The organism is Sulfobacillus harzensis (genome assembly GCF_012933365.1).
Taxonomy (GTDB): domain Bacteria; phylum Bacillota; class Sulfobacillia; order Sulfobacillales; family Sulfobacillaceae; genus Sulfobacillus_B; species Sulfobacillus_B harzensis.
On sequence record NZ_JABBVZ010000045.1, the window covers coordinates 1 to 20138 of the forward strand.

The 20138-nt window shown below is 56.8% G+C and carries 20 protein-coding genes; 5 read left to right on the forward strand and 15 right to left on the reverse strand.

The features are described from left to right. The 14 genes from narI to HIJ39_RS13040 all read right to left on the reverse strand — a co-directional run. Window positions 1–591, reverse strand: a 591-nt coding sequence (narI, locus tag HIJ39_RS12975; protein ID WP_169100353.1) for a respiratory nitrate reductase subunit gamma, incomplete at its 3' end; no start/stop codon positions are given. After that, window positions 588–1220, reverse strand: coding sequence for a nitrate reductase molybdenum cofactor assembly chaperone (narJ, locus tag HIJ39_RS12980; RefSeq protein WP_169100355.1), 633 nt, complete (start codon window positions 1218–1220; stop codon window positions 588–590). The genes narJ and narI, both read right to left, overlap by 4 nt. Window positions 1221–1234: 14 nt before the next feature. Further along, window positions 1235–2725, reverse strand: a complete 1491-nt coding sequence (narH, locus tag HIJ39_RS12985) for a nitrate reductase subunit beta (RefSeq protein ID WP_169100357.1) — start codon at window positions 2723–2725, stop codon at window positions 1235–1237. Beyond that, entirely contained in the window at window positions 2722–6390 is a 3669-nt protein-coding gene (locus HIJ39_RS12990; protein WP_169100359.1) for a nitrate reductase subunit alpha, read from the reverse strand. The genes narH and HIJ39_RS12990 overlap by 4 nt, the downstream gene beginning before the upstream one ends. Then, on the reverse strand, window positions 6377–6844 hold the full coding sequence (locus HIJ39_RS12995) for a hemerythrin domain-containing protein (protein WP_169100361.1): 468 nt from the start codon (window positions 6842–6844) through the stop codon (window positions 6377–6379). Before HIJ39_RS12995 ends, HIJ39_RS12990 begins: the two co-directional genes overlap by 14 nt. Before the next feature lie 110 nt (window positions 6845–6954). Then, entirely contained in the window at window positions 6955–7398 is a 444-nt protein-coding gene (locus HIJ39_RS13000) for an OsmC family protein (protein WP_169100363.1), read from the reverse strand. 19 nt (window positions 7399–7417) lie between these two features. Then, entirely contained in the window at window positions 7418–8026 is a 609-nt protein-coding gene (locus HIJ39_RS13005; protein WP_169100365.1) for a MarR family winged helix-turn-helix transcriptional regulator, read from the reverse strand. 115 nt (window positions 8027–8141) lie between these two features. After that, entirely contained in the window at window positions 8142–8798 is a 657-nt protein-coding gene (locus tag HIJ39_RS13010; RefSeq protein ID WP_169100367.1) for a Crp/Fnr family transcriptional regulator, read from the reverse strand. Window positions 8799–8856: 58 nt separating this feature from the next. Then, on the reverse strand, window positions 8857–9078 hold the full coding sequence (locus HIJ39_RS13015; protein ID WP_169100369.1) for a DUF2249 domain-containing protein: 222 nt from the start codon (window positions 9076–9078) through the stop codon (window positions 8857–8859). A 34-nt stretch (window positions 9079–9112) separates the two neighbouring features. Next, a complete protein-coding gene (locus tag HIJ39_RS13020) occupies window positions 9113–9451 on the reverse strand; it encodes a hypothetical protein (protein WP_169100370.1) in 339 nt (112 codons plus the stop codon). A gap of 100 nt (window positions 9452–9551) precedes the next feature. Continuing rightward, window positions 9552–10829 carry a hypothetical protein gene (locus HIJ39_RS13025; RefSeq protein ID WP_169100372.1) on the reverse strand — a complete coding sequence of 426 codons (1278 nt, stop codon included), beginning with the start codon at window positions 10827–10829 and terminating at the stop codon, window positions 9552–9554. A gap of 2 nt (window positions 10830–10831) precedes the next feature. Then, on the reverse strand, window positions 10832–12106 hold the full coding sequence (locus tag HIJ39_RS13030) for a hypothetical protein (protein ID WP_169100374.1): 1275 nt from the start codon (window positions 12104–12106) through the stop codon (window positions 10832–10834). 10 nt (window positions 12107–12116) lie between these two features. Beyond that, window positions 12117–12614, reverse strand: coding sequence for a DUF2249 domain-containing protein (locus tag HIJ39_RS13035; RefSeq protein WP_243239644.1), 498 nt, complete (start codon window positions 12612–12614; stop codon window positions 12117–12119). Between the two features lie 118 nt (window positions 12615–12732). Further along, window positions 12733–14007, reverse strand: a complete 1275-nt coding sequence (locus HIJ39_RS13040; RefSeq protein ID WP_169100376.1) for an amino acid permease — start codon at window positions 14005–14007, stop codon at window positions 12733–12735. Between the two features lie 197 nt (window positions 14008–14204). On the opposite strand from HIJ39_RS13040, the gene HIJ39_RS13045 reads away from it, so the two are divergent. Beyond that, window positions 14205–15455 carry an HD-GYP domain-containing protein gene (locus HIJ39_RS13045; protein ID WP_169100378.1) on the forward strand — a complete coding sequence of 417 codons (1251 nt, stop codon included), beginning with the start codon at window positions 14205–14207 and terminating at the stop codon, window positions 15453–15455. A gap of 79 nt (window positions 15456–15534) precedes the next feature. On the opposite strand, the gene HIJ39_RS13050 is transcribed toward HIJ39_RS13045, so the two are convergent. Beyond that, entirely contained in the window at window positions 15535–16011 is a 477-nt protein-coding gene (locus HIJ39_RS13050) for a hemerythrin domain-containing protein (protein WP_169100380.1), read from the reverse strand. A gap of 460 nt (window positions 16012–16471) precedes the next feature. Between HIJ39_RS13050 and HIJ39_RS13055 the strand changes: the two genes are divergently transcribed. The 4 genes from HIJ39_RS13055 to HIJ39_RS13070 are packed head-to-tail and all read left to right on the forward strand — an operon-like array spanning window position 16472 to window position 20120. Further along, window positions 16472–17434 (forward strand): NAD(P)H-dependent flavin oxidoreductase, encoded by a 963-nt coding sequence (locus tag HIJ39_RS13055; RefSeq protein ID WP_169100382.1) that lies wholly within the window; start codon window positions 16472–16474, stop codon window positions 17432–17434. Window positions 17435–17475: 41 nt separating this feature from the next. After that, window positions 17476–18507, forward strand: a complete 1032-nt coding sequence (locus HIJ39_RS13060; RefSeq protein ID WP_169100384.1) for a hypothetical protein — start codon at window positions 17476–17478, stop codon at window positions 18505–18507. A 39-nt stretch (window positions 18508–18546) separates the two neighbouring features. Continuing rightward, window positions 18547–19197 (forward strand): uracil-DNA glycosylase family protein, encoded by a 651-nt coding sequence (locus HIJ39_RS13065; RefSeq protein ID WP_169100386.1) that lies wholly within the window; start codon window positions 18547–18549, stop codon window positions 19195–19197. A gap of 50 nt (window positions 19198–19247) precedes the next feature. Then, window positions 19248–20120, forward strand: coding sequence for a cytochrome c oxidase subunit II (locus HIJ39_RS13070; RefSeq protein ID WP_169100388.1), 873 nt, complete (start codon window positions 19248–19250; stop codon window positions 20118–20120). Window positions 20121–20138 lie beyond the last annotated feature (18 nt).

Here is a 20138-nt window from a genome sequence, read left to right on the forward strand (position 1 = left end):
CGTAGACGGTCGCAGAGGTCCCGGGATTTCACAAAAATCAATGAGAACAACAGGTTTCACACAAAAAACTAAGGTAGCGTGGGGATTAAAGTAAAACAAACCGCGGAACCAGGGCCCCACCGTCGTACGATACTCAAACGGGCCCGAAATGAGGTTATAGCCCAACGTCAACCAGTCGCCATAGCTCACTACTACCAGCAGCACAATCAACGCGAGCCAGTCGGCAGCACTCGTGTGCCGGCGAACCCGTGCGTTGACGAGCCGCCGAACCGTCAAAATGACAAGTCCCGATAAGGTGGCGATGCCCGCCATCCCTCCCAGAAGGATAGCTCCCGTGTGGTACATTTCGGTGGTAACACCGAGGGATCGATAGACACCGATTGGGATGAGGATGCCAACCACGTGGCCGCCGAATGCGGCCAAGATGCCCCAATGAAAGAGGAGCGACCCCCACTGGAGCATAGTCTTTTCAAAAATCTCCGTAGATCGGGCGGCCCACCCAATTTGATCAAAGTTGTAGCGGTAGATAAGCCCTAGCACAAAAATCGTCAAGGTGATGTAGGGTAAAATCACCCAGAGAAAGGTGTTCACCGCACCCGCGCCCCCTCCGCTGCCCATCCCTCAACGTCACCCCGGTGGTAAATGGGAAACGGCATCCGTCGCTCGTCATCAACCGGCTGATGCACGGGTGGAAGTGCCGGTTCAGCCTTAGGAAGCACCATCAGGAGCCAACCGATTAAGCCGTGATACACCGATAATGGGGCGATCGCCTCCCGAATGTGGGCCAGCACGCGGTAGACGCGCTTCCCCAGAGATTCATCGGGAACGTCCGCACACGCTAAATATTCGAGCCATACAGGCAGATAATCCGGCAGCATTCCCTCGACGAGGCGCCACCCATCATGATGGAGCCGCGCTTGCAACCGCACCAATTCTTGGCCGCGAACTCGGTCGTCGCCCACCTCATGGCGTGTGAGATGGAGCGTGCGCTTTTCGCTAAAGTCAAATAAGGCCACGTACTCCGCTTGAAGGTCGGAAACCGTGGATCGACGAAACGCTTCCAGGTTTTCTCGGGCCAGGCATACCCATTTTTCCGATGAAAGCGGTCCTAGCACGTCCTGGGCCTCGTCCAAATCCAAGGCCCAGGTCGAACCCGGGTAGTCCAAAAGGACAGCTCCGACCTTGAGACCAACCCGATCCGGATTTGTGGGACTCCACATGGTGCGATTGCCTCCTATTTCGAGTCATTGAATGAAATGCTGGGGATAAATCCTTTGATCGGGGCAATGGATTCCAAACTACAGGCGCCTTGCTCATAGACCAGGTCGGGATCCGCGTTGCGATTGGCCGTCGGTATGACATAGCGTTCTTGATACTTGGCCACAGCCAGCAAACGAGCCATTCGTTCCAACTCCTCCTTCGTCATTCCGATCTCCTGGTAGAGGCGTTCTGGCACCGACTCATCCGTTTTCAAACTACGCATATGCACCCGCATGGCCCATAGCTTTCCCAATACCTTGCGGATGACGCTGGTGTCGCCGGCCGTCAGTAGATTGGCAAGGTATTCAACAGGAATCCGCATTTGATCAATCGTCGGAAAGATCTCTTCGGGCCCAACCGTGTCTCCATGCGGGATCAGCGAGACCATCGGGCTTAAGGGGGGAATATACCAAACCATGGGCAACGTGCGATACTCGGGGTGCAGCGGCAAGGCCACCTGCCATCGGATAATGAGGTTATATAAGGGCGACCGTTGCGCGGCGTCAATCCACGCATCGCTGATGCCGGCAGCTCGGGCCGCTTCAATGACTTCGGCATCGTAGGGATCTAAAAACACGGAGAGCTGGCTCGGGTACAAGGCCTTTTCATCGTTTACCGATGCGGCCTCCTTGACCCGATCCGCGTCATAGAGAAGCACGCCAATGAATCGCAAGCGGCCGACGCAGGTCTCGGAGCAGACGGTGGGAAGCCCGGCTTCAATGCGTGGGTAGCAAAAGGTGCACTTTTCAGCCTTAAAGGTGTTCCAGTTGAAATAGGTTTTCTTGTAGGGGCATCCGCTCACGCAAAATCGCCAGCCGCGGCACCCATCCTGATCCACGAGCACGATCCCATCTTCGTCGCGTTTATACAGAGCCCCAGAGGGACAGGAGGCTACACAGGACGGATTCAAACAATGCTCGCAGATACGGGGAAGATACATCATGAACGTGGATTCAAATTCCATCTTGATATGCTCTTGCAGGTGGGTTAAATCAGGATCCTGGGCGGCAATCGTAGGTCCCCCCGCCAAATCATCATCCCAGTTGGGACCCCATTGAGGGGCATCCCAATATTCTCCCGTGATGGAAGAAATGGGGCGCGCCACAGGCTGATGCTCACTTAGAGGACTATGCAGCAAACTGTCATAGTCGTATGTCCAGGGCTCGTAATAGTCATCGAGAGCCGGTAAGTCCGGGTTGTAAAAGATATGCGCCAGCTTAGACGCCGGCGGCCCCGCCTTTAGGGTGAGTCGTCCATGCCTAAGCGTCCATCCCCCACGGTAGCGCTCCTGGTCCTCCCACTTTTTCGGGTATCCCACCCCCGGTTTCGTTTCGACGTCGTTAAACCAGATGTACTCTGTTCCGGGACGATTCGTCCAGGTGTTTTTGCAGGTGACGCTACACGTGTGGCAGCCTACACACTTGTCCAGATGCATAACCATCGCCACTTGCGCTTTCACGTTCATTGCCACTTGACCTCCCGCGCTTTCCGAATTCGGACTCTGGTATCCCGTTGATGGCCTGTCGGGCCCCAATAGTTGAAGTCATAGCTGAACTGCGCATACCCCCCAATGACATGGGTGGGCTTGACCATGGTCCGGGTGGCGCTATTGTGATTGCCACCACGGTCGCCGGTTGCGGGCGCCAAGGGTACACCAACCGTCCTATCTTGGGCGTGGTACATGAAGACAGCGCCTTCGGGAATTCGATGGCTAACGACCGCTCGCGCCATCGTGACGCCGTTTTGGTTGAACACTTCAATCCAATCATTGTCGTCAACATCAATCTGGGCCGCGTCACCGGGGCTCAGCCAGACCGTTTGCCCGCCACGAAACAACGTGGTCATGCGCGGGTTGTCCCAATACGTGGTATGAATCCCCCACTTTTGATGCGGGGTTAAATAGCGAACCACGATGGTCTTGTCCTGAGACTCCGGGAGCGAATAAACGGGCAGATCAATGGGCGGCCGATAAAGCGGCAAGGCTTCCCCGAAGCTCCGCATCATGGCATGGTCCAAGTAGAAATGCTGACGGCCGGTCAGTGTCCGCCATGGCACGTGATAATCCACGTTGACCGTAAACGGCGAGTACCGGCGCCCCTCGGACTCCAAGCCACTCCAGGCGGGGCCGGCAATGGACAACCGGGGTTGGGCGGTCAACTCATCAAGCAAGAACATCTCATCCTTACGGGGCAGGGCAATCTCCTTTAAATGCAGACCCGTCACCTTTTCCAACGACTCCCATTCCTCGACAGCCCGACGGCCATTCGATGCCCCAGATAAAATAAGAATGGCGTTGGCAACCTGGTTATCGCGGCTGATGCTTGGCCGCCCCTTAGATGGACCTTCATGGGTCGACACGCCCAAGTTATGCTTAAGCTCTGCATAGGCCGGCTCGCCCGAAATGGTAATACCCTTCGTACCGAAGCCCACTTCGATTTGAGGACCAATGCTAATCATCTGATCGTACAAATGAGGGTAGTCCCGGGGGATAATCACGAGTTTGGGCATGGTCTTGCCGGGTACGGGTTCAACTTCACCCCGAGTCCAATCCTTGACCTCACCAAAAGGCTGGGCCAATTCCTCGGGAGAATCATGGAGCAAGGGCGCCATGACCAGATCTTCATGAACGCCTGGAAGATGGGTGGTGGCCAAAAGCGAGAACTTGTGAGCCAACGCCGAAAACGTGTCCCAGTCGGGGCGAGCTTTCCATGGCGGCGTAATGGCGGGATTGAAAGGATGAATAAAGGGGTGCATGTCTGTGGTGCTTAAATCATATTTCTCATACCAGGTGGCCGCCGGCAACACGATGTCAGCATACAACCCGCTGGATGTCATGCGGAAGTCGACATCGATCCACAGATCAAGCTTTCCTTCGGGCGCTTCGTCGGGAACCTCGATGTCTTTCGGGCGGTAGGGGCTCTCGTCCCCCAACACATGCCCGTCGGCACCCAGCAGATATTTGATGAAATACTCGCTTCCCTTGGCGCTAGCCCCTAAGAGATTGGCCCGCCAGATAAACATAATCCGAGGAAAGTTTTCCGGAGCATCCGGCTCGTGGACGGCCAGCTTCAAGCTCCCGTCCTTCAGCCGTTCAATAACCTGCGACTGGATAGCTTCATGGGATTCGGCACCCCCGTCGCGAGCTGTTTGCACGACCTGCAGGGGATTCTCGTTAAATTGCGGGTACGACGGCATCCATCCCAGCCGGGCCGCCAACGCCAGGGCGTCGGCAGGATGCTGCGCTTCTGCGGGATCGGCAAACGGTGCGAGGAGCTTGGCCGAATCCAACTCCTCAAACCGAAATTGATCGCTCGCGAAATAGAAAAACATTGTCCCCTGCTGTAGGCGGGCCGGTTTTATCCAGTCCCGGGCAAACGCCAGGCCGCTCCAGCCCTCCAAGGGACGGACCTTTTCTTGCCCGACATAATGGGCCCACCCCCCACCGTTGACCCCTTCGCTCCCCGTCAGAAACACGAGGGTTAACATCGCGCGATAAATCATGTCACTGTGATACCAGTGGTTCGTTCCAGCCCCCATCGCGATCATCGACCGGCCCCGCGTCTTTTCCGCATTGGCAGCAAATTCTCGAGCCACGGCAATGACAGCATCCCGGCCCACTCCCGTGATAGCCTCCTGCCAGGCGGGGGTGTACGGGGCGTCGACATCGTCATAGCTTACGGGAGGTTCCCCTTCGAGATTTCGAGACACTCCAACGTTGGCCATCAACAGATCGAACACGGTGGCGACGCGAACGTCTTCACCATCCGCCAAACGCATCCTCTTCACGGGCACGCGACGGCTCAAAACAGTTGGGCGTTCACTCGCAAAATATGGGAAGTTGACGGATACCACCTCATCTGCTTGGCCGACCAGTGAGAGTTCCGGTTCGAGGGGCGTTCCGCCGTCATCTTCCAAATTGAGATTCCACTTGCCACTGCCATCCCAACGGAAGCCCATGCTGCCAATCGGAATGGCCGGGCCATTGCGCCGCTTGTCCCACATGGCCGGCTTCCAGGCCGCATTTTTCACGTCGGGCTCCAGGTCGGCCGCCTCGAGAAAACGCCCCGTTACATACTCGCCCAGAGGGCGGCGGTCGATTCTGACCAGGAATGGCAAGTCCGTGTACTGCTTCACGTACTCTAGAAAATAAGGCGTTTGCCGATCCACATAGAATTCTTTTAAGATGACATGAGTCATCGCCATAGCTAGAGCTGCATCCGTGCCCGGGCGCGGTGCCATCCATAAATCCGCGAACTTCACGTATTCCGCGTAATCGGGACTAATGCCGACAACCTTTGTGCCATTGAGCCGTGCTTCCACCATGTAGTGCGCATCCGGCGTGCGGGTCATGGGCAAGTTGGTTCCCCAAATGATTAGATAGCCCGAGTTGTACCAATCGGCGCTTTCGGGCACGTCCGTCTGTTCGCCCCAGACTTCGGGAGAGGCAGGTGGCAAATCCGCATAGTGGTCGTAGAAACTTAACATTACGCCTCCGAGCAAGGACAGAAATCGGGAACCTGCCGCATAACTCACCATAGACATGGCCGGTATTGGCGTAAAGCCAAATATGCGATCCGGACCGTAGGTCTTGATGGTGTCAATTAACCCGGCGGCGATAAAGGTTTCCACTTCATCCCAGCTGGCGCGGACGAAGCCCCCTTTCCCACGTTGCCGCTGATATTCCCGCCGGGCCTCCGGGTCATGCATCAAGGCATGATACGCGACCACTGGGTCCTTGTGTACGTTCAACAAGGCGCGCCACTTTTCCAGTAGCGTCTGGCGCACGTATGGGTACTTAATGCGTAAAGGACTATATTCGTACCAAGAAAAGCTAGCGCCCCGAGGACATCCGCGGGGCTCGTATTCGGGAAAATCCGGTCCCATGGATGGGTAGTCCGTTTGCTGCGTCTCCCACGTAATGATGCCGTTCTTCACATACACTTTCCAACTGCAGGATCCTGTACAATTAACGCCGTGGGTCGAACGGACCACTTTATCAAATTCCCATCGGCCACGGTATAAGTCTTCCCATTCGCGACTGCGCGGGCTCTCTTCCGTCCACCCCTGATTCAAAAATCGCCCTTTCTTGAGGTAGGCTCCGGCCCGCTTCATGGGACTACGTCGTTCCATTGGCAACCTCCCCCTTAGCACGCGATGCATCCTCTGACATGGAAAACGCGCGCACCAACGCCGATTCCTCATCTTGGAAATGCCGTGCTAACAGCAACAGATACGCCTCCAAACGTGCCATGACATGGCCGTCAACCCCCCGGTGGTAATCGAGGGAGCCGCGCGCCTCATCGAGCCATATCGCCAACAGCTGATGATCCCTCTTAAGTGCTTGCAAGACAGGGGCCAACTCCTTTTTCTGCGCCATAATCACTGGGTACAAGTCGGCCTCTTCCACGGCGGCGTGGGCGTTTATTTTTTGGTCGAGGTAATCGACAACTTCGACGGCGATAGGCCTCGCTGCAGCCGGATCCCGTTTCAGGGCACGCCGTAAAATAGCCATCATATCTTCCAGGTCGGTGAGGGCTGCCTCGTGAATCTTCTGATGGCCCTCTTTTTGTTGTAGTGCCGCCACTTCTCACCCTCCCCAATGCTGGCTAGTATGGCAAATAGCGGAGCGAATATGTAAAAAGCCCCCGACCTTGGCCAGGAGCTGCGTTGCCACACTGCGTCATATTCTGTTGGTTAGCCGTTGGAGGCAATGGTCACCGTACCGACCTCATATTGCAAGTAATCACGAACCGTTTTCCCAATAAAACACTGGTTCCGGGCCTCGTCTGCGGCCTTCTGATATTCGTCCCGTTGCGAAGGGACACCGCCTTTTATGACCGGGTTGACCGTAATCCGAGCAAATCGTGTTTTCGCCGGAAAATCCTCCACGATCCCCGCTGTTTGGATGGTCAGCGAATCGGCCGGCAGTTTTCTTTGGCGCAGCACACGCATTAACGTCCCGCTGTAGCATGCGGTGACGGCGGCGATCAAAAACTCCTCGGGGCTCGCACCCACCCCTTTTCCTCCCATGTTCGCGGGAGCACTATAGACGTACTCGTCCGTTCCCATATGCATTGTGCCTTGACCAGCGTTCCCGACGCCAGACCAGTCTGCCGTCACATTAAACACCAAATCCATGATGTCCTCCCCCTTTCGCCTAGTCGACGACCTTCGCGCCACCTTCCAGGGCACCCGACAACGCCTGAATCGCGCGGGAAAGTGCCAATAACTCGCGGCGGTGCGCTAGGCTCAAATGGTCCAACACCTCGCGGCCGTGGGCGGTTAAATGGATTTCCGTCACCCGGTGATCCTGGACCGATTGCTGACGTTGCACCAGCCCCATCAATTCTGCCCGATTGATGAGCCCCACCACACTATGATTCTTCAACTGAAGAAAATCTGAGAGCTCCCCTACGGTGGCCCAGGCACGCCCTGGAGTCCCTTGGATGGCTAGCAGCAGTTGATGTTGTTGGGGTGTCAAATCTTGTCGTCGAGCCTCTTCCTCGCTAAAGTAGAGGAACGCTCTAAGCTGCTTACGAAATGAGGCCAGGACCTCAAAATCACGCTTTGTCAGAGCTTCTGGATTCTGATCCAAGCGATGGCCCTCTTTCACCAAGGCTCGTGGCGTTGCGGCAATCGCCCGCGCTCTGGAAAAAGTCGAGGATGGCACATCCTTGAGATTGGTGCTTACGACCCGGAAGTTCGCAGCTTGCTCTTCATCAATCGCGTTTTTGCCGGAAACGATGACCACCCGTTCGCCAGCCATTATCCAATCCCTCCCGTGCTCGTTTAAGCCAAACGCCGTGGCCTAATGTCATTATGGAGGGACTACGGGCAATGACTGTGATCGGTATCACCCACGTTGACTTCCATGGCGTCTGTTACCGCCCACCCGCCAATGTCCACTCTTCCAGTTGATCCAAAGTGACAATTTCGATCGTGCCGTGATGCGATCGAATTACGCCGTTTCGCGCCAACTCTTGCAGGGCTCGACTGACCGTCTCGCGGTGGGTTCCAATAATGTGGGCCAAATCTTCATGGGTTAGAGAAATGGAAGGCCCCATGCGACTTGCCAAGGTCAATAGAACGGATGCCACCTGATTGATGATGGGGCGTCCTTGCCGGCCAGACACGGCTTCTTGCACAAACCGCAAACGCTCGGATAAGAGACGGCTGATTTCCAAGCCAAATTGGGGGATCTCTTGATGCAACCGCAGAACCACATCCCGCGCAATCCAGCCCATGACCGTGGGATTTTCGAGCGCCCGGGCGGATGCGGGATAGCCACTCCGGTCCCACAGCCCCGCAATGCCGACAATGTCACCCGCTACCCAAACGCCGGTGGTGGTGAGGGTGCCGTCCGCACCGACACGCTCCACCGCAACTCGTCCTTCCAAGACAATCCAGAGTCCCGTCGTCGGGTCACCTTGTTCGAAAATGCGTTCCCCCACATGATAGCGCCGAGCGATTAGACTTTCCGGCCGGCGGTCCGGCGGGATCCATTGAATCAAAGGCATCTGGTCGATATCCGGCTGCATTCCTCATCCTCCCCAGCCCATTATAGCGCCGGGGCAAAGTACCTACATCTCGATTCGCTTAATCTTGGGGAACAAAATCCACAGCCCAACTGCCATCGGCCATCTCCCGTGCTGTACCTCGGTACCCTCTTTGAGCCAGCACGGCTAACAGCGGCTCCGGCTTAAATGTCGCCCACAGGCGAAATGCTTCACCCGGCGCCAATTCAGTCACGAAGGCCATGATTTTGTCGAACGGCTCCCCGCCCGCTTCTAAAATAGGCCGTACATCCAGTTCCTTCATCACAGATCCTCCTCGTTTTGTTGGCTTAGTGTGTCTAAAAATGGTTAGACACCGCACTACCAACTTCAAACAAATTTGTGCCGGCAATGATCCGGCAGGCCGCCTCCATTTCGGCGGAAGCTCCTTGACAAATTCCCTGAGCCCGCGACCAGTCCATCACCATCGCATGCGGCGGCACCGCACCGCGACGCATGTGCCGCTCAAGTAAAACCCGTACCACGGTCTGCAAGGCGCTTTGAACTGCGGGATCGTCGGTGTAGGCGAGATGGGTGATGCGAACCGGATATCCTTGCAAGTGATAGACCCCTTCGTTAATGCGCGACCGGGCTTCCCAGGCATCATTCACCCACTGAATCGAGTCAACGTGGATCATGGTTAGCGCCTCCCTTGAATGCCTTGAGTTTAGTCCCTTCTCGTGGAGGCCACAGTGACCCAGGTCACACATTTCCATCGACCGCGTTTCCCCTATAGTCCTATTCCGGCCTTCGGTGCGGACCTCTCACCACACGGATGCCGACCCCCAGCAGAAACAGCCAACCCAGACCGGCCAGATACCCCCCGAGGCGCAAGAGCCACACGGACGACATCGTGAAGGCTAGCAGCATAAAAAGAAGTCCGAGACCCACAGCCATCATTGGCGGATACGCGAGTCCAGGCCGCCAAATATCTTGCAAACGCGGCATTTTTCCCTGACCATGCACGTGAGCGTAGCGGTGAAGCCAAATCATGAACGGGACGATTTTTTGAGCAAATCCCAGAAAACTCATCCCTACCCAACCCAACCCATAGGCGATCCAGGCCGGAATCCATAGGTGGCCGGCATGGCCGAAAATGGCCCAGGTGCCCAACACCTCAAAGGCTCCAAGAGCCCCAAGGCTGAGGAGCAGCGTTCGCAAGGCCGGATCCCGCATCGTACGCACGTCTCCGAGTCCGGCGCTGACAATGGCTGCCACGTAAACCAGAAAGCCGGCCCCTTGAAAGAGCCATCCGACAACCCGTAGCACCTCAATGCCAGAAACCAAGCTCACCGCCCAGAGAACAATTGCCCCGTTGGCGAGAGCCCAAGTGACAAACCAATGTTGGGGTTCCCGATGCTTCAAGCCGAACATGGCCCAAAGCCGGTAACTGGTGCCAGAAACCAACAAGCCAAACCATCCTCCTAGAGCAATCGTCATGTGCACGGGTACTTCATGGGGAAAGGACGGATGGCCCGTGGTGTACCGAACCACCAAGAGTCCGCCCATCATCACCGTGAGCAAGAGATAGCCGAGAGCGGTAACAAAAAACCAAGCCGTCACGTTGAACGTCGTGCGCTGGACAAGTCGGCCGCCGACATTGCCGAGGAACAGAAGGATGCCAAGAACAACGCCAACGCCGCCCGTTTCTAAGAGCCAAGACCGACCCGTATATAGTCCGAGAAGAAACCCGATGAGCCCAAGCGTGTAGACACCCCACTGCACGAAGGCGCGATATCCGGGGACGGGGGGGACGTTAAGAAGCACGGGAATAAGCTGATAGAGGGCGCCCATCATCACCATGGTAAACCCAGCGAGTGTAAAGCTATGAACCGCCTCCAGCACCGAACCGGCGCCAACCATGCCCAACAGCAAGGGTCTCGCGACCACAGTCAGGCGCCAGAGGCCCACCAGGATGCCAAAAACCCCCGTTCCCCAAAATAACAACGGCACAAGGAGCGGCGCGGTCTTGTCCGTGTGTGCCCGCCCGACCTTGAGTTGGCGAATCGAGCCCATCCTCACGATCTTGCCGGAGGACCCTGTTTATGACCCGCCCGCATGGCTAACACCACCCCGCCGATCTGCAGGAGAAGCAATAGGGCCGCAACCCCTGCACTGACGCCCACCAGGGCCGGGTGATGAGCCAGGCGCCCCCACACCATGAAGACGGCGCCCGCGCACCCGCCAATCGCCATAATGACGGGAAGATTCTTCGGGTGCATCGCCTGGGCCATAAAGAACGCCTTATACACAGGTCCTGGCAGCCGCTTGGCGACGGCCACTGCCACAATAAAGGGAAGGATCCGCCCTTGGTAGGACAGGATGAGCGTGAAAAATCCCCAAAAGGCTAGGATCATGGCCAAGGGATTCAATTCCATGCTCACAATTGCCGCCGCTAAGAATAGGATCCAGGCCATCCCCACCCCAATAAAGACTCGATCGAACGACTGCGCCTTTCCTTGGCGGAGCACGGCCAGCAATTGGCTTATGGTAACTACGGTGCCGACAACCCAAAGCACCGCTCCCAGGGTTAGTAGACGAGTCGATGTGAACAAAGAGAGCCATGCCAGGACAATACCCGCGCCGACAAAAGCCAGCGGCAAGGCAAACCGAACCCCTTGGGCCTTCGACATCGAGAACATCGGGTTAAGCTTTTGCTGGACAGTAAGCACCAAGATCCCCATCCAGGCCCCCAATGCGGTGGCAATATGCACGCGCAACACCTGGTACTCAGGCCACCACCCCAAAAATGAGGCCGCCATAAATAGCCCCAATACCCAGACCACATTGAACCCCAGTACCGCCGCGGAGATTCCCCAATATACCGCATCGCGGGGTTTCGGGGAACGTCTGAGTTGGGAAATCACCCCACTGCTCCACCAAAGAATGGCGACGGCTAACGCGCTGCCACTAGCCGCGACAACAGGCCACCAATCGTAAGCAAAACCGCAGGCAAAACCTAAGAACCCCGCCACATACAGCGCAAAATTGAACACTACGCGTCGTAATCCCAAAGGCGGCACATCGAAAACAACGGGAATCCACTGATGTAAAATCCCCAAAGCGGTCATGGAGAGAAAGCCAAGAGTGAATAAGTGAACCATCATGATGACCCCAGGCACACCATATGCTCCTTGTGAAACATCCGCCCGATAGCGGAAAAGCATCCAAGCCCCAGCCGCCAGAAAGACGTAGGCCGTGCCCAGATACAGTAGTGGAGCCATGATCCGTGGAGCTTGCGCGATGTTGATGCTGGGCTTATACCGTTCAGTGCTTGATGTCGGATTGTCCATAGCGCGTGCCCTAATGATTCTTCAGAATGCGCACAATAGCCGAGTCGTCCGGTTGGGCTTGGGTTTCATACGGATATTCGTCATCATCCAACTGTCCCAGCAAAAAAACCGGCACCCGATCATTGTGGATTACCAGTACCGTCCCCACGGGGACCTCCTCCAGCTTCGCCAAGGTTCGCTGCATGGGCTCCGGGGGCACCAGTCCCCGATTATCCAGGAAGACTTCCGGGCCCTCGATGGGCGCCTCCGTCGTCGGCGCCTTTGTGTCGGGCGTTGGTGCATCCCTAGTCGGAACAAACGTGGTGACCGTGACCTTCCCCATCTTTTCTTGGGTGACCTGATATCCCCTCCGCCGCATCTGGGAGATAAGCGGGCGGGGATTAAAGGTCGATTTAACGATAAGGCTTTGCCCCGGCTTTAGCTGATTCACCGTGTCCATCATGTGGGTAAACAAGGACAGTCCTTGTTTTATCACGCTCTTGACTTCAACAACGACTGGCTCCTCCATGGTAACCCTCCGATGCGCCATTATCATGCCTATGGGTCCTGGCGATTTTGATGGATTTAGCATATCCCGAAGAGCGGTGTCTCATTGTGACATTGATCACCGGGCCGGGACGGCCCAGTTAAGATACGGAACGTGCCGCGAGTTGCGCCAATCCGTAAATCGCCAGCCCTACGGCGAGGGCCAAGGCGGCAGCCAACAGCGCCGTTAGGGACTCGCGTGTCAAAAGCGCCAAGGTGACCACCGCCGCGATCCCGGAAACGACCACGCCCCATATAGGACGGGAGGCTGATGCTTCTGGCGTTTGCCGCCGCAACCCCAATTTCACCGCGGCCAGTGCCACCATGCAGTATTCAAACAGCCGAGCCGCCACGTTGATGAAAATCAAGTGGGTAAACGTTCCGCTGATAGCCAAGACCGCCACGATGATGCCCGTAACCCAAATCGCCACCACCGGCGTGCGAAACGGCTGCCAAATCATGGCCAGCTGCGGCGGCAGCGCGCGTCTTAGAGACAGGGCATACAGCACACGCGGTGCCGTGAGCGCAACTCCGCTAATCGTCCCAAATATGGCCACGGCGGCCCCCACGGCCATCACCGTCGCGCCCCCGATGAACATGGCTTGGCCCGCGCTCATGAGCGGTGCTGCTGCATGGGCAATATGAGGGTCAAGGCGCTCGGATGCCCATTGAATCAGCATGTAAAAGACCGTCACCCCGGCCAACGTTCCAATGATGCCGATTCCGACCGCCCTCTTGGGATTAGTCATTTCCCCGGCGGGAATGGCAGCCATTTCAAATCCCCCATACGCGAATATCAGAAGCAACACGGCCTGCCCAAAATGGCCGCCTGCCCCGCCTCCCGTAACACTATGATGCGTTGTGACAAGAAACAACCCCCAGACGATTAGTAGAGCCAGGGGAATTAATTTCGCAATGGAAAACACGGTTACCGCACCCTGTCCCCGTCGGACGCCTAGAGAATTGAGTCCGCACAAAAGAGCAAGAATGACAACAATCAGGACATCTTTGAGGCCGTGCAGCGCCGGAACCAATTGGGTGATGTAGCTCACGAGCCCCACGGTTAGGGCAGCCCATCCCAGCACAAAGGTCACCCAACTCATCCAGCCCACGGCAAACCCCGGAAGCGCGCCAAAGGCTTCTTCCGCATACACGTACGGCCCACCAGTCCTCGTCACGATGCGACCGACCGCAGAAAACGCCAACCCGATAAAAATGGCGATAATTCCCGCGGCAAGATATGCCCAAATCGCGGAACGACCCGCAGCTTGGGATACCTGCCCTGGCAGAAGAAATATTCCCCCGCCTATTACCCCGTTGATTCCCAGAAAAAGAACTTCGGGCGTTCGCAACACACGCCGCAATTGTTCTTCCACTCGCCCTGGTTTAATTAGACTTTAAATCTTTGGCGGCTACAAATCAACGCCATCGCCACTCACATCGAAAGGCTTTCCCCCCAAACGTCTGCGGCTGACGACAGTCCCGATGGACACCGCTAGATGCGGCGGTGGGGACGGAAAGGAATTCTGAACGTCGTGACGAATCATACAATTACGCGTTTGGAGGAACTCGTATGACGAAGAAGATTCCTGTCGAGAGACTGAAACCCGGCATGTACATCGCCGACCTGAATTCTGAGTGGATGGCTCACCCCTTTCTTCGCAACCACTTTTTGGTTAAAGAGGAAGAGACCATTCAAAAACTCATTCGAGCGGGCATTCGTGAGGTTTATATTGATCCACAGCGCGGGCTGGATGTGAACGATGCCCCTTCGGCAGAGGAGGTGCAACGGGCTACCGAGACCGCCATCGTTCAGGTCGGCGAGGAAGCCGCCATGCTTCCCCGAATACCAATACGCGAGGAACGCGATTATGCGGCGCAACTGTACCTCGAAGGCGTGCACCTTATTCGTGAGATGATGCAGGATGTACGTCTTGGGCGCCAGGTGGCCGTGCACCGAGTGGACCCGCTTGTGCGCCGAATCGCCGAATCCACAATTCGCAACCCGGATGCCCTGCTTTCCTTAGTTCGCGTCAAGAATAAAGACCTCTACACCTTTCAGCACTCGGTCGCGGTCGGCGCGCTGGTTGTGGCTTTTAGCCATACGGTCGGCTTAGATGTTCGGCAGGTGCATCTGGCGGGGGTCGGCGGTCTTCTGCATGATATTGGCAAGGTCAGCATCCCCGACCACATTTTGAACAAGCCCGGCCGTCTCACTGAAGAGGAATTCGCGGTAATGCGGTGCCACGTGGCAGAGGGCAAAAAGATTCTCGAAGCCGCCCATGGCATTCATGATTTGTCTATACAAGCCGCCTACCAACATCACGAACGCTGCGATGGCTCAGGCTACCCGGAAGCCCTCAGCGCCGCGACCATTTCCGACGCAGGCAAGATGGTCGCTATTTGCGATGTCTATGATGCCATCACCTCCGACCGCGTCTATCACAAAGCTCTCCTGCCCCATCAGGCGGTGCGAAAGCTCTTCGAATGGGCCAACTTCCACTTTGATCCCGACAGAGTTCAAGACTTCATCCGCATGATTGGCATCTATCCAATTGGGACCTTAGTTCTTTTACAGTCGGGGCGTATCGGCATCGTCACCGAGCAACGCTCGACAAGTCTCCTTCAGCCGCGCCTCACGGTCTTTTATGACACCCGCTGGGGCCACTATATTTCGCCGGTGGACGTCGACCTGTCCAGACCCATGGGCCGCGGCGGCGCGGATGAAATTGTTGGCCCCACCACGTCAGAACAATGGGGCATCACGCGATATCCCGTTGCTCCACCCACACCCCAAGAGACCATCCCTTATCGTCTCGATTGAACGAACGGACCGCCTGGCAGACACCCCGCCGATCGAGGATGCCGACCCCGAGCAATTCAAACCAACCTCGAACCCGGCCTTACGTTGGCAATCCGCCTTCGTCCAGAATTCGCAGCACATCTTCTTCATGGTCGGCGTGAGCCCTCGACGCCGCTAAGAAACGATGCATATAGGACAACGTCAAATCCGTGTCGGTCCCTGCAACCGAGCGTTCGAGGGCCACCGCCAGTTGGCGAAGCGTCTGATGCTCCCCCAGCAAAGCGGCGATGACGGCCGGCCGCTTTATGCGGTCCTCGATCCAAGGCTGGTACACTTCGAGTTCTTCCACGGCCGCATGCACCAGAATACGAGCGTCAATCAAATCCAGAAATTCATGGACCACATCGGAGAACATCCCGGGCGCCTCATCTTTAACCTGCATGGCGCGTTCAATGAGGGCGGACGCTTGTTGGTGGGCCGCCTCATGAATGGCATGATGGTTGTCGGCCTTAGGCCCATGTCGCATATAGAACGCCCCTTCCCCTGACAGTCCTTGAGACTCGCTAGCATCTCGCATGTCTATATCTTCCCAATTTTGGGCGCTGGCAATGTGATCTTCGTCACAATGGCCGCGATGAGCTAAGGAACCAGGGCATCCCTCATGGCGGACATAGTCGCCCCAACCCGCCACCAAAACAAAGGCTTATGGCGGGTTCGCTCATCGCGGTATCCGGCCACAGTAGAAGCCGGCTTTAAGCCGCCGCCCGCACACACGTCCAAATGGGCTGGTCATTTTCCGTATGCTAGGATAGGATCAGGTCAGAATTTCGTTCGAGGGCTGTCCACCGGTCAGGGTGCGCGCCGGGAACGTCAAGGCATTACGGAGCCCTCATGTCAGCAGAACTGGACGACGTGCGGACGGCCAGGGGAAACGGAGTAACCGTGGTCGTTGCAGCCGCAATACGCACGGGCCCCTTCCGCCCGGTCCTTTCCCGGCGATAATTGACGCGTACCAAGCCGATAAGGAGGTATGCCCCTTGCTTTCCACCCCCCTCATGAAGACCTTTGGACTCCGTTACCCCATCATTGGCGCCCCCATGGCCGGTGTCGCAGAAGCGCCGTTGGCAGCAGCCATCACGACCGCCGGCGGCCTCGGGATGATTGGGGTCGGCAGCCAGGCGTCTCCCGACTTTATTATTGAGCAAGCCAACCTGGTACGCGATCAGGGCCCCTTCGGAATTGGTCTCATGGTGTGGGCCCTGAAATCTCGCCCGCATTTATTGGAAGCCGCCCTCAGGGCCAAACCTGACCTCATCTCGTTGTCATTCGGAGACCCCACACCGTATATCGAACCGTGCCACCGCATGAACATTCAAACGGCGGTCCAGGTGCACAACCGGCAAGAAGCGCGGCAGGCGCGTGAGAGTGGCGCCGATATTCTCGTTGCCCAAGGAACGGAAGCGGGCGGTCATACGGGACACGTGGCCACCTTCCCCTTGCTGCAAATCGTCCTTCAAGAATCGGACGGACGTCCGGTCGTCGCAGCCGGCGGCATCGCAACTGCCGAGGGAATTGCCGGTGCATTGGCCATGGGGGCCGACGCCGTATGGATAGGCACGGCATTTCTCACGTGCTCGGAAGCCAGGCAACGTGCCTTGGGGCGGGCGCGATTGTTGGAAGCGACAGAGATGGACACCGTGTTGACGCATGTTTACGATCGGATCCAACAGTTGGAGTGGCCTGAACCGTATCCGGGCCGAGCCCTAACCAATGACTTCACAAGTGCCTGGCATGGTCGCGAGGCGGACATGTTGACCACTCCCGGTGTTCACACCGAGTTTCTCGCTCGCCGAGGAGACTACCGCATTGATTACTTATATGCGGGGCAGGCCATCGGCTTAGTGAATCGGGAGGAACGTGCGGCGGATTTAGTTGCCCGGTTGGGCACGGGGGCCGAAACGCATTTTCGTCAGCGCATGAAGAACATCATGTCCGATTAAAATTAGGCAATATGTCGTTATAAATGAAGGGAAGGATCTCCATGGAATTCACCCGTTTCAACCGCACCACGCGATTTTTGGATCCACGAGCTGATTGGAAGGAAACCACCATTAACAGCGAGATCCGTTTAGATCCGCTCACGGGATTCAGCGGCCGGATTGCGCACTTTGGATCAATCGCACGTCCGGTGGTGGACTTGGACGCATTAAGCCGGGCGTCATTAGAACGTGGATGTCCCTTTTGCCCCGAGGTAATTGAACAGGTCACACCCCAGTTTCCCCGAAACATTGCCCCGAATGGCCGATTTCGACGCGGTGAGGCGCTGGTCTTTCCCAACCTCTCGCCCTATGACGCTCATAGCGCCGTCGCGGTCGTGACTCACGCGCATTTAGTCCCGACCAGTGCCTTTACTATTGATCACTGGGTCGATGCCCTAGCGGCCTCCATCGCGTATTTCTCTGCCGTTCACCGCGCAGAACACCACATCGGTTACGGACTGATTGCGGGAAACTACATGCCTATGGCCGGCGCCAGCCTGCTACATCCCCATTTGCAGATTTATGCCACGGAACGGCCCGGCAATTGGCTTCAAGCTCAAATTGAGGCTTCGACCCGCTATTACGATGCCCACCATCATCTGTTTTGGGAGGATTTGTTGTCTGAGGAACGTCGCTTACAAGAACGCTACCTCGGTGCCACAGGTTCGGTCGAATGGCTGGTGCCGTTCGTTCCCTTAAGCTTTATCGGCGACATCGAAGCTCTTTTCCCGGATCGGTTTTCAATCCTGGACTTAACGGAAGATGATCTCCGCGCCTTTGCCACGGGCCTTCAGCACGTGTTGCAGTTTATGGCGGACCAGCACTTATACTCGTTTAACGTTGGGTTCTACCCCGGCCAATCCGTTGCTGATAGACTATGGGTTCATGCCCGCATTTCGTTTCGCGGCATGATTAACCCCACGCTTCATTCCCCGGATGTCTCCGCCATCCGACAGTTGTATGACGAGCCGTTCACCACCCTATATCCCGAAGCGTTGGCCCGCGACCTGAAGCCTTACTTTGCGAAGATCTAAGCCTTCGTGCAGCGGCCGCCCTGCATCATAAGGCGGCCTTTGAGGCGTATAGCATCCGTTCGGGCCGTTCATGCTGAGACCATGGAGACGACGCTATGGCCTGAGGATGTCCCGCCTCGACAACCGATCCCCTGCGACACTTGTGAATTAGCGGACCACTCTCCCATTCTCGTTTGGGGAGAAGGCACTGAGGCGCCACTTTGGATCCTCTTAGACAATCCTGGTGCCCGCGCCACTCACGAAGGAAGCCCGTTTGTCTGCGGCACACGGCAGACGCTCTATGAGATCGTTTCGCAATCCGGTCTTGCCGCTAAGGATTGCTACCTCACCTTCGTCGTTCGACGCCGCCCGCGGCGCGCCTATGATAAAAACAACGAGCGTCGCCGGTGCTTTATGAACTTCCAACATCAACGGGAGGCATTGCGCCCACGTGCCGTGATCTGCCTCGGCAACATCGCCATTCAATCCTTCCTGTCCGCTCCGGATGCCCATGTGACGCAATACCGGCAGACCTGGACAGCCCATGCCGGCACCTGGATGACCGCCTCGTATCATCCACTAGCTGTCCGTCGAAGACCTTATCTAGCGTCAACCTTCACCCAGGACTGGACCTTCGTCCGAGAGACGTTCCCGACCTTGCCAACACCACCCCTAAACACGCATAGTCCGTCGCCCGAACTGACATCCTAACCCACGTTATCCAGATCTTCGGTATCGCGGTACAGCCAGGGAGGATGTCCATGTTTAAGGTACGGTCTCATCATCTGAAATGGGTGTTGGCAACCCTCCTCGCCGGGGGAGCCAGCACGGCCTGCAGCAGCGACTATGTGGTGTTTCACCCGGCAGGACCGGTTGCACAATCGGAATTGAATCTCATCGTTTTAAGCACCATCGTAATCGGGGTTATCTGTGTTCTCATCTGGGTATTGTGGGCGTACGTGCTGATTCGTTTTCGAGATACGCCGGGAAACAAAGCGCCCTATTGGCCCACCTGGCGTCATAACCGGATCCTTGAAGTGGGGGTGTTTGTTATTCCCGTGGTGGCGCTCCTTATCATTGCCATCCCCACAGTACAGAAGACGGTGGCCCTCGACCATGTGCCGACCCGCCATCCGATGTTGGTGGACGTCACCTCGCTGGACTATAAATGGCTCTTTGAGTACCCCGGCCAACGAATCGCCACGGTGAACTACGTTTATGTCCCGGTGGGTCGACCGGTGCTCTTTCAATTGACCGCCAACTCCCCGCTGGGCGCCTTTTGGGCCCCCAATCTCGGAGGTATGGAATATACCATGCCCAACCGCGTACTGCCTCTTTGGCTTGAGGCAACACGCCCGGGGGTGTTCCGGGGCCGAAACGCCAATTTCAGCGGGGTGGATTTCTGGCGCATGTCCTTTAAAGTCCACGCCGTGCCCAAATCCACTTTTCAGTCCTGGGTTCACGACGTGAAGTCCACCGCTCCGCCCATGACCCAAGCCACTTGGAAACAGCTTCTCAGGCGCACTGTGACGCCGCCGGCGACCTACTCCAGTTACCCCGTGTGGACCTTCCCAGAACGGCCCACCCAATTTACCGTGAAGGGTCTTCACTACGTTCCCACGCATAAGCCCTAGAACCTGTGAGGTGCAAAC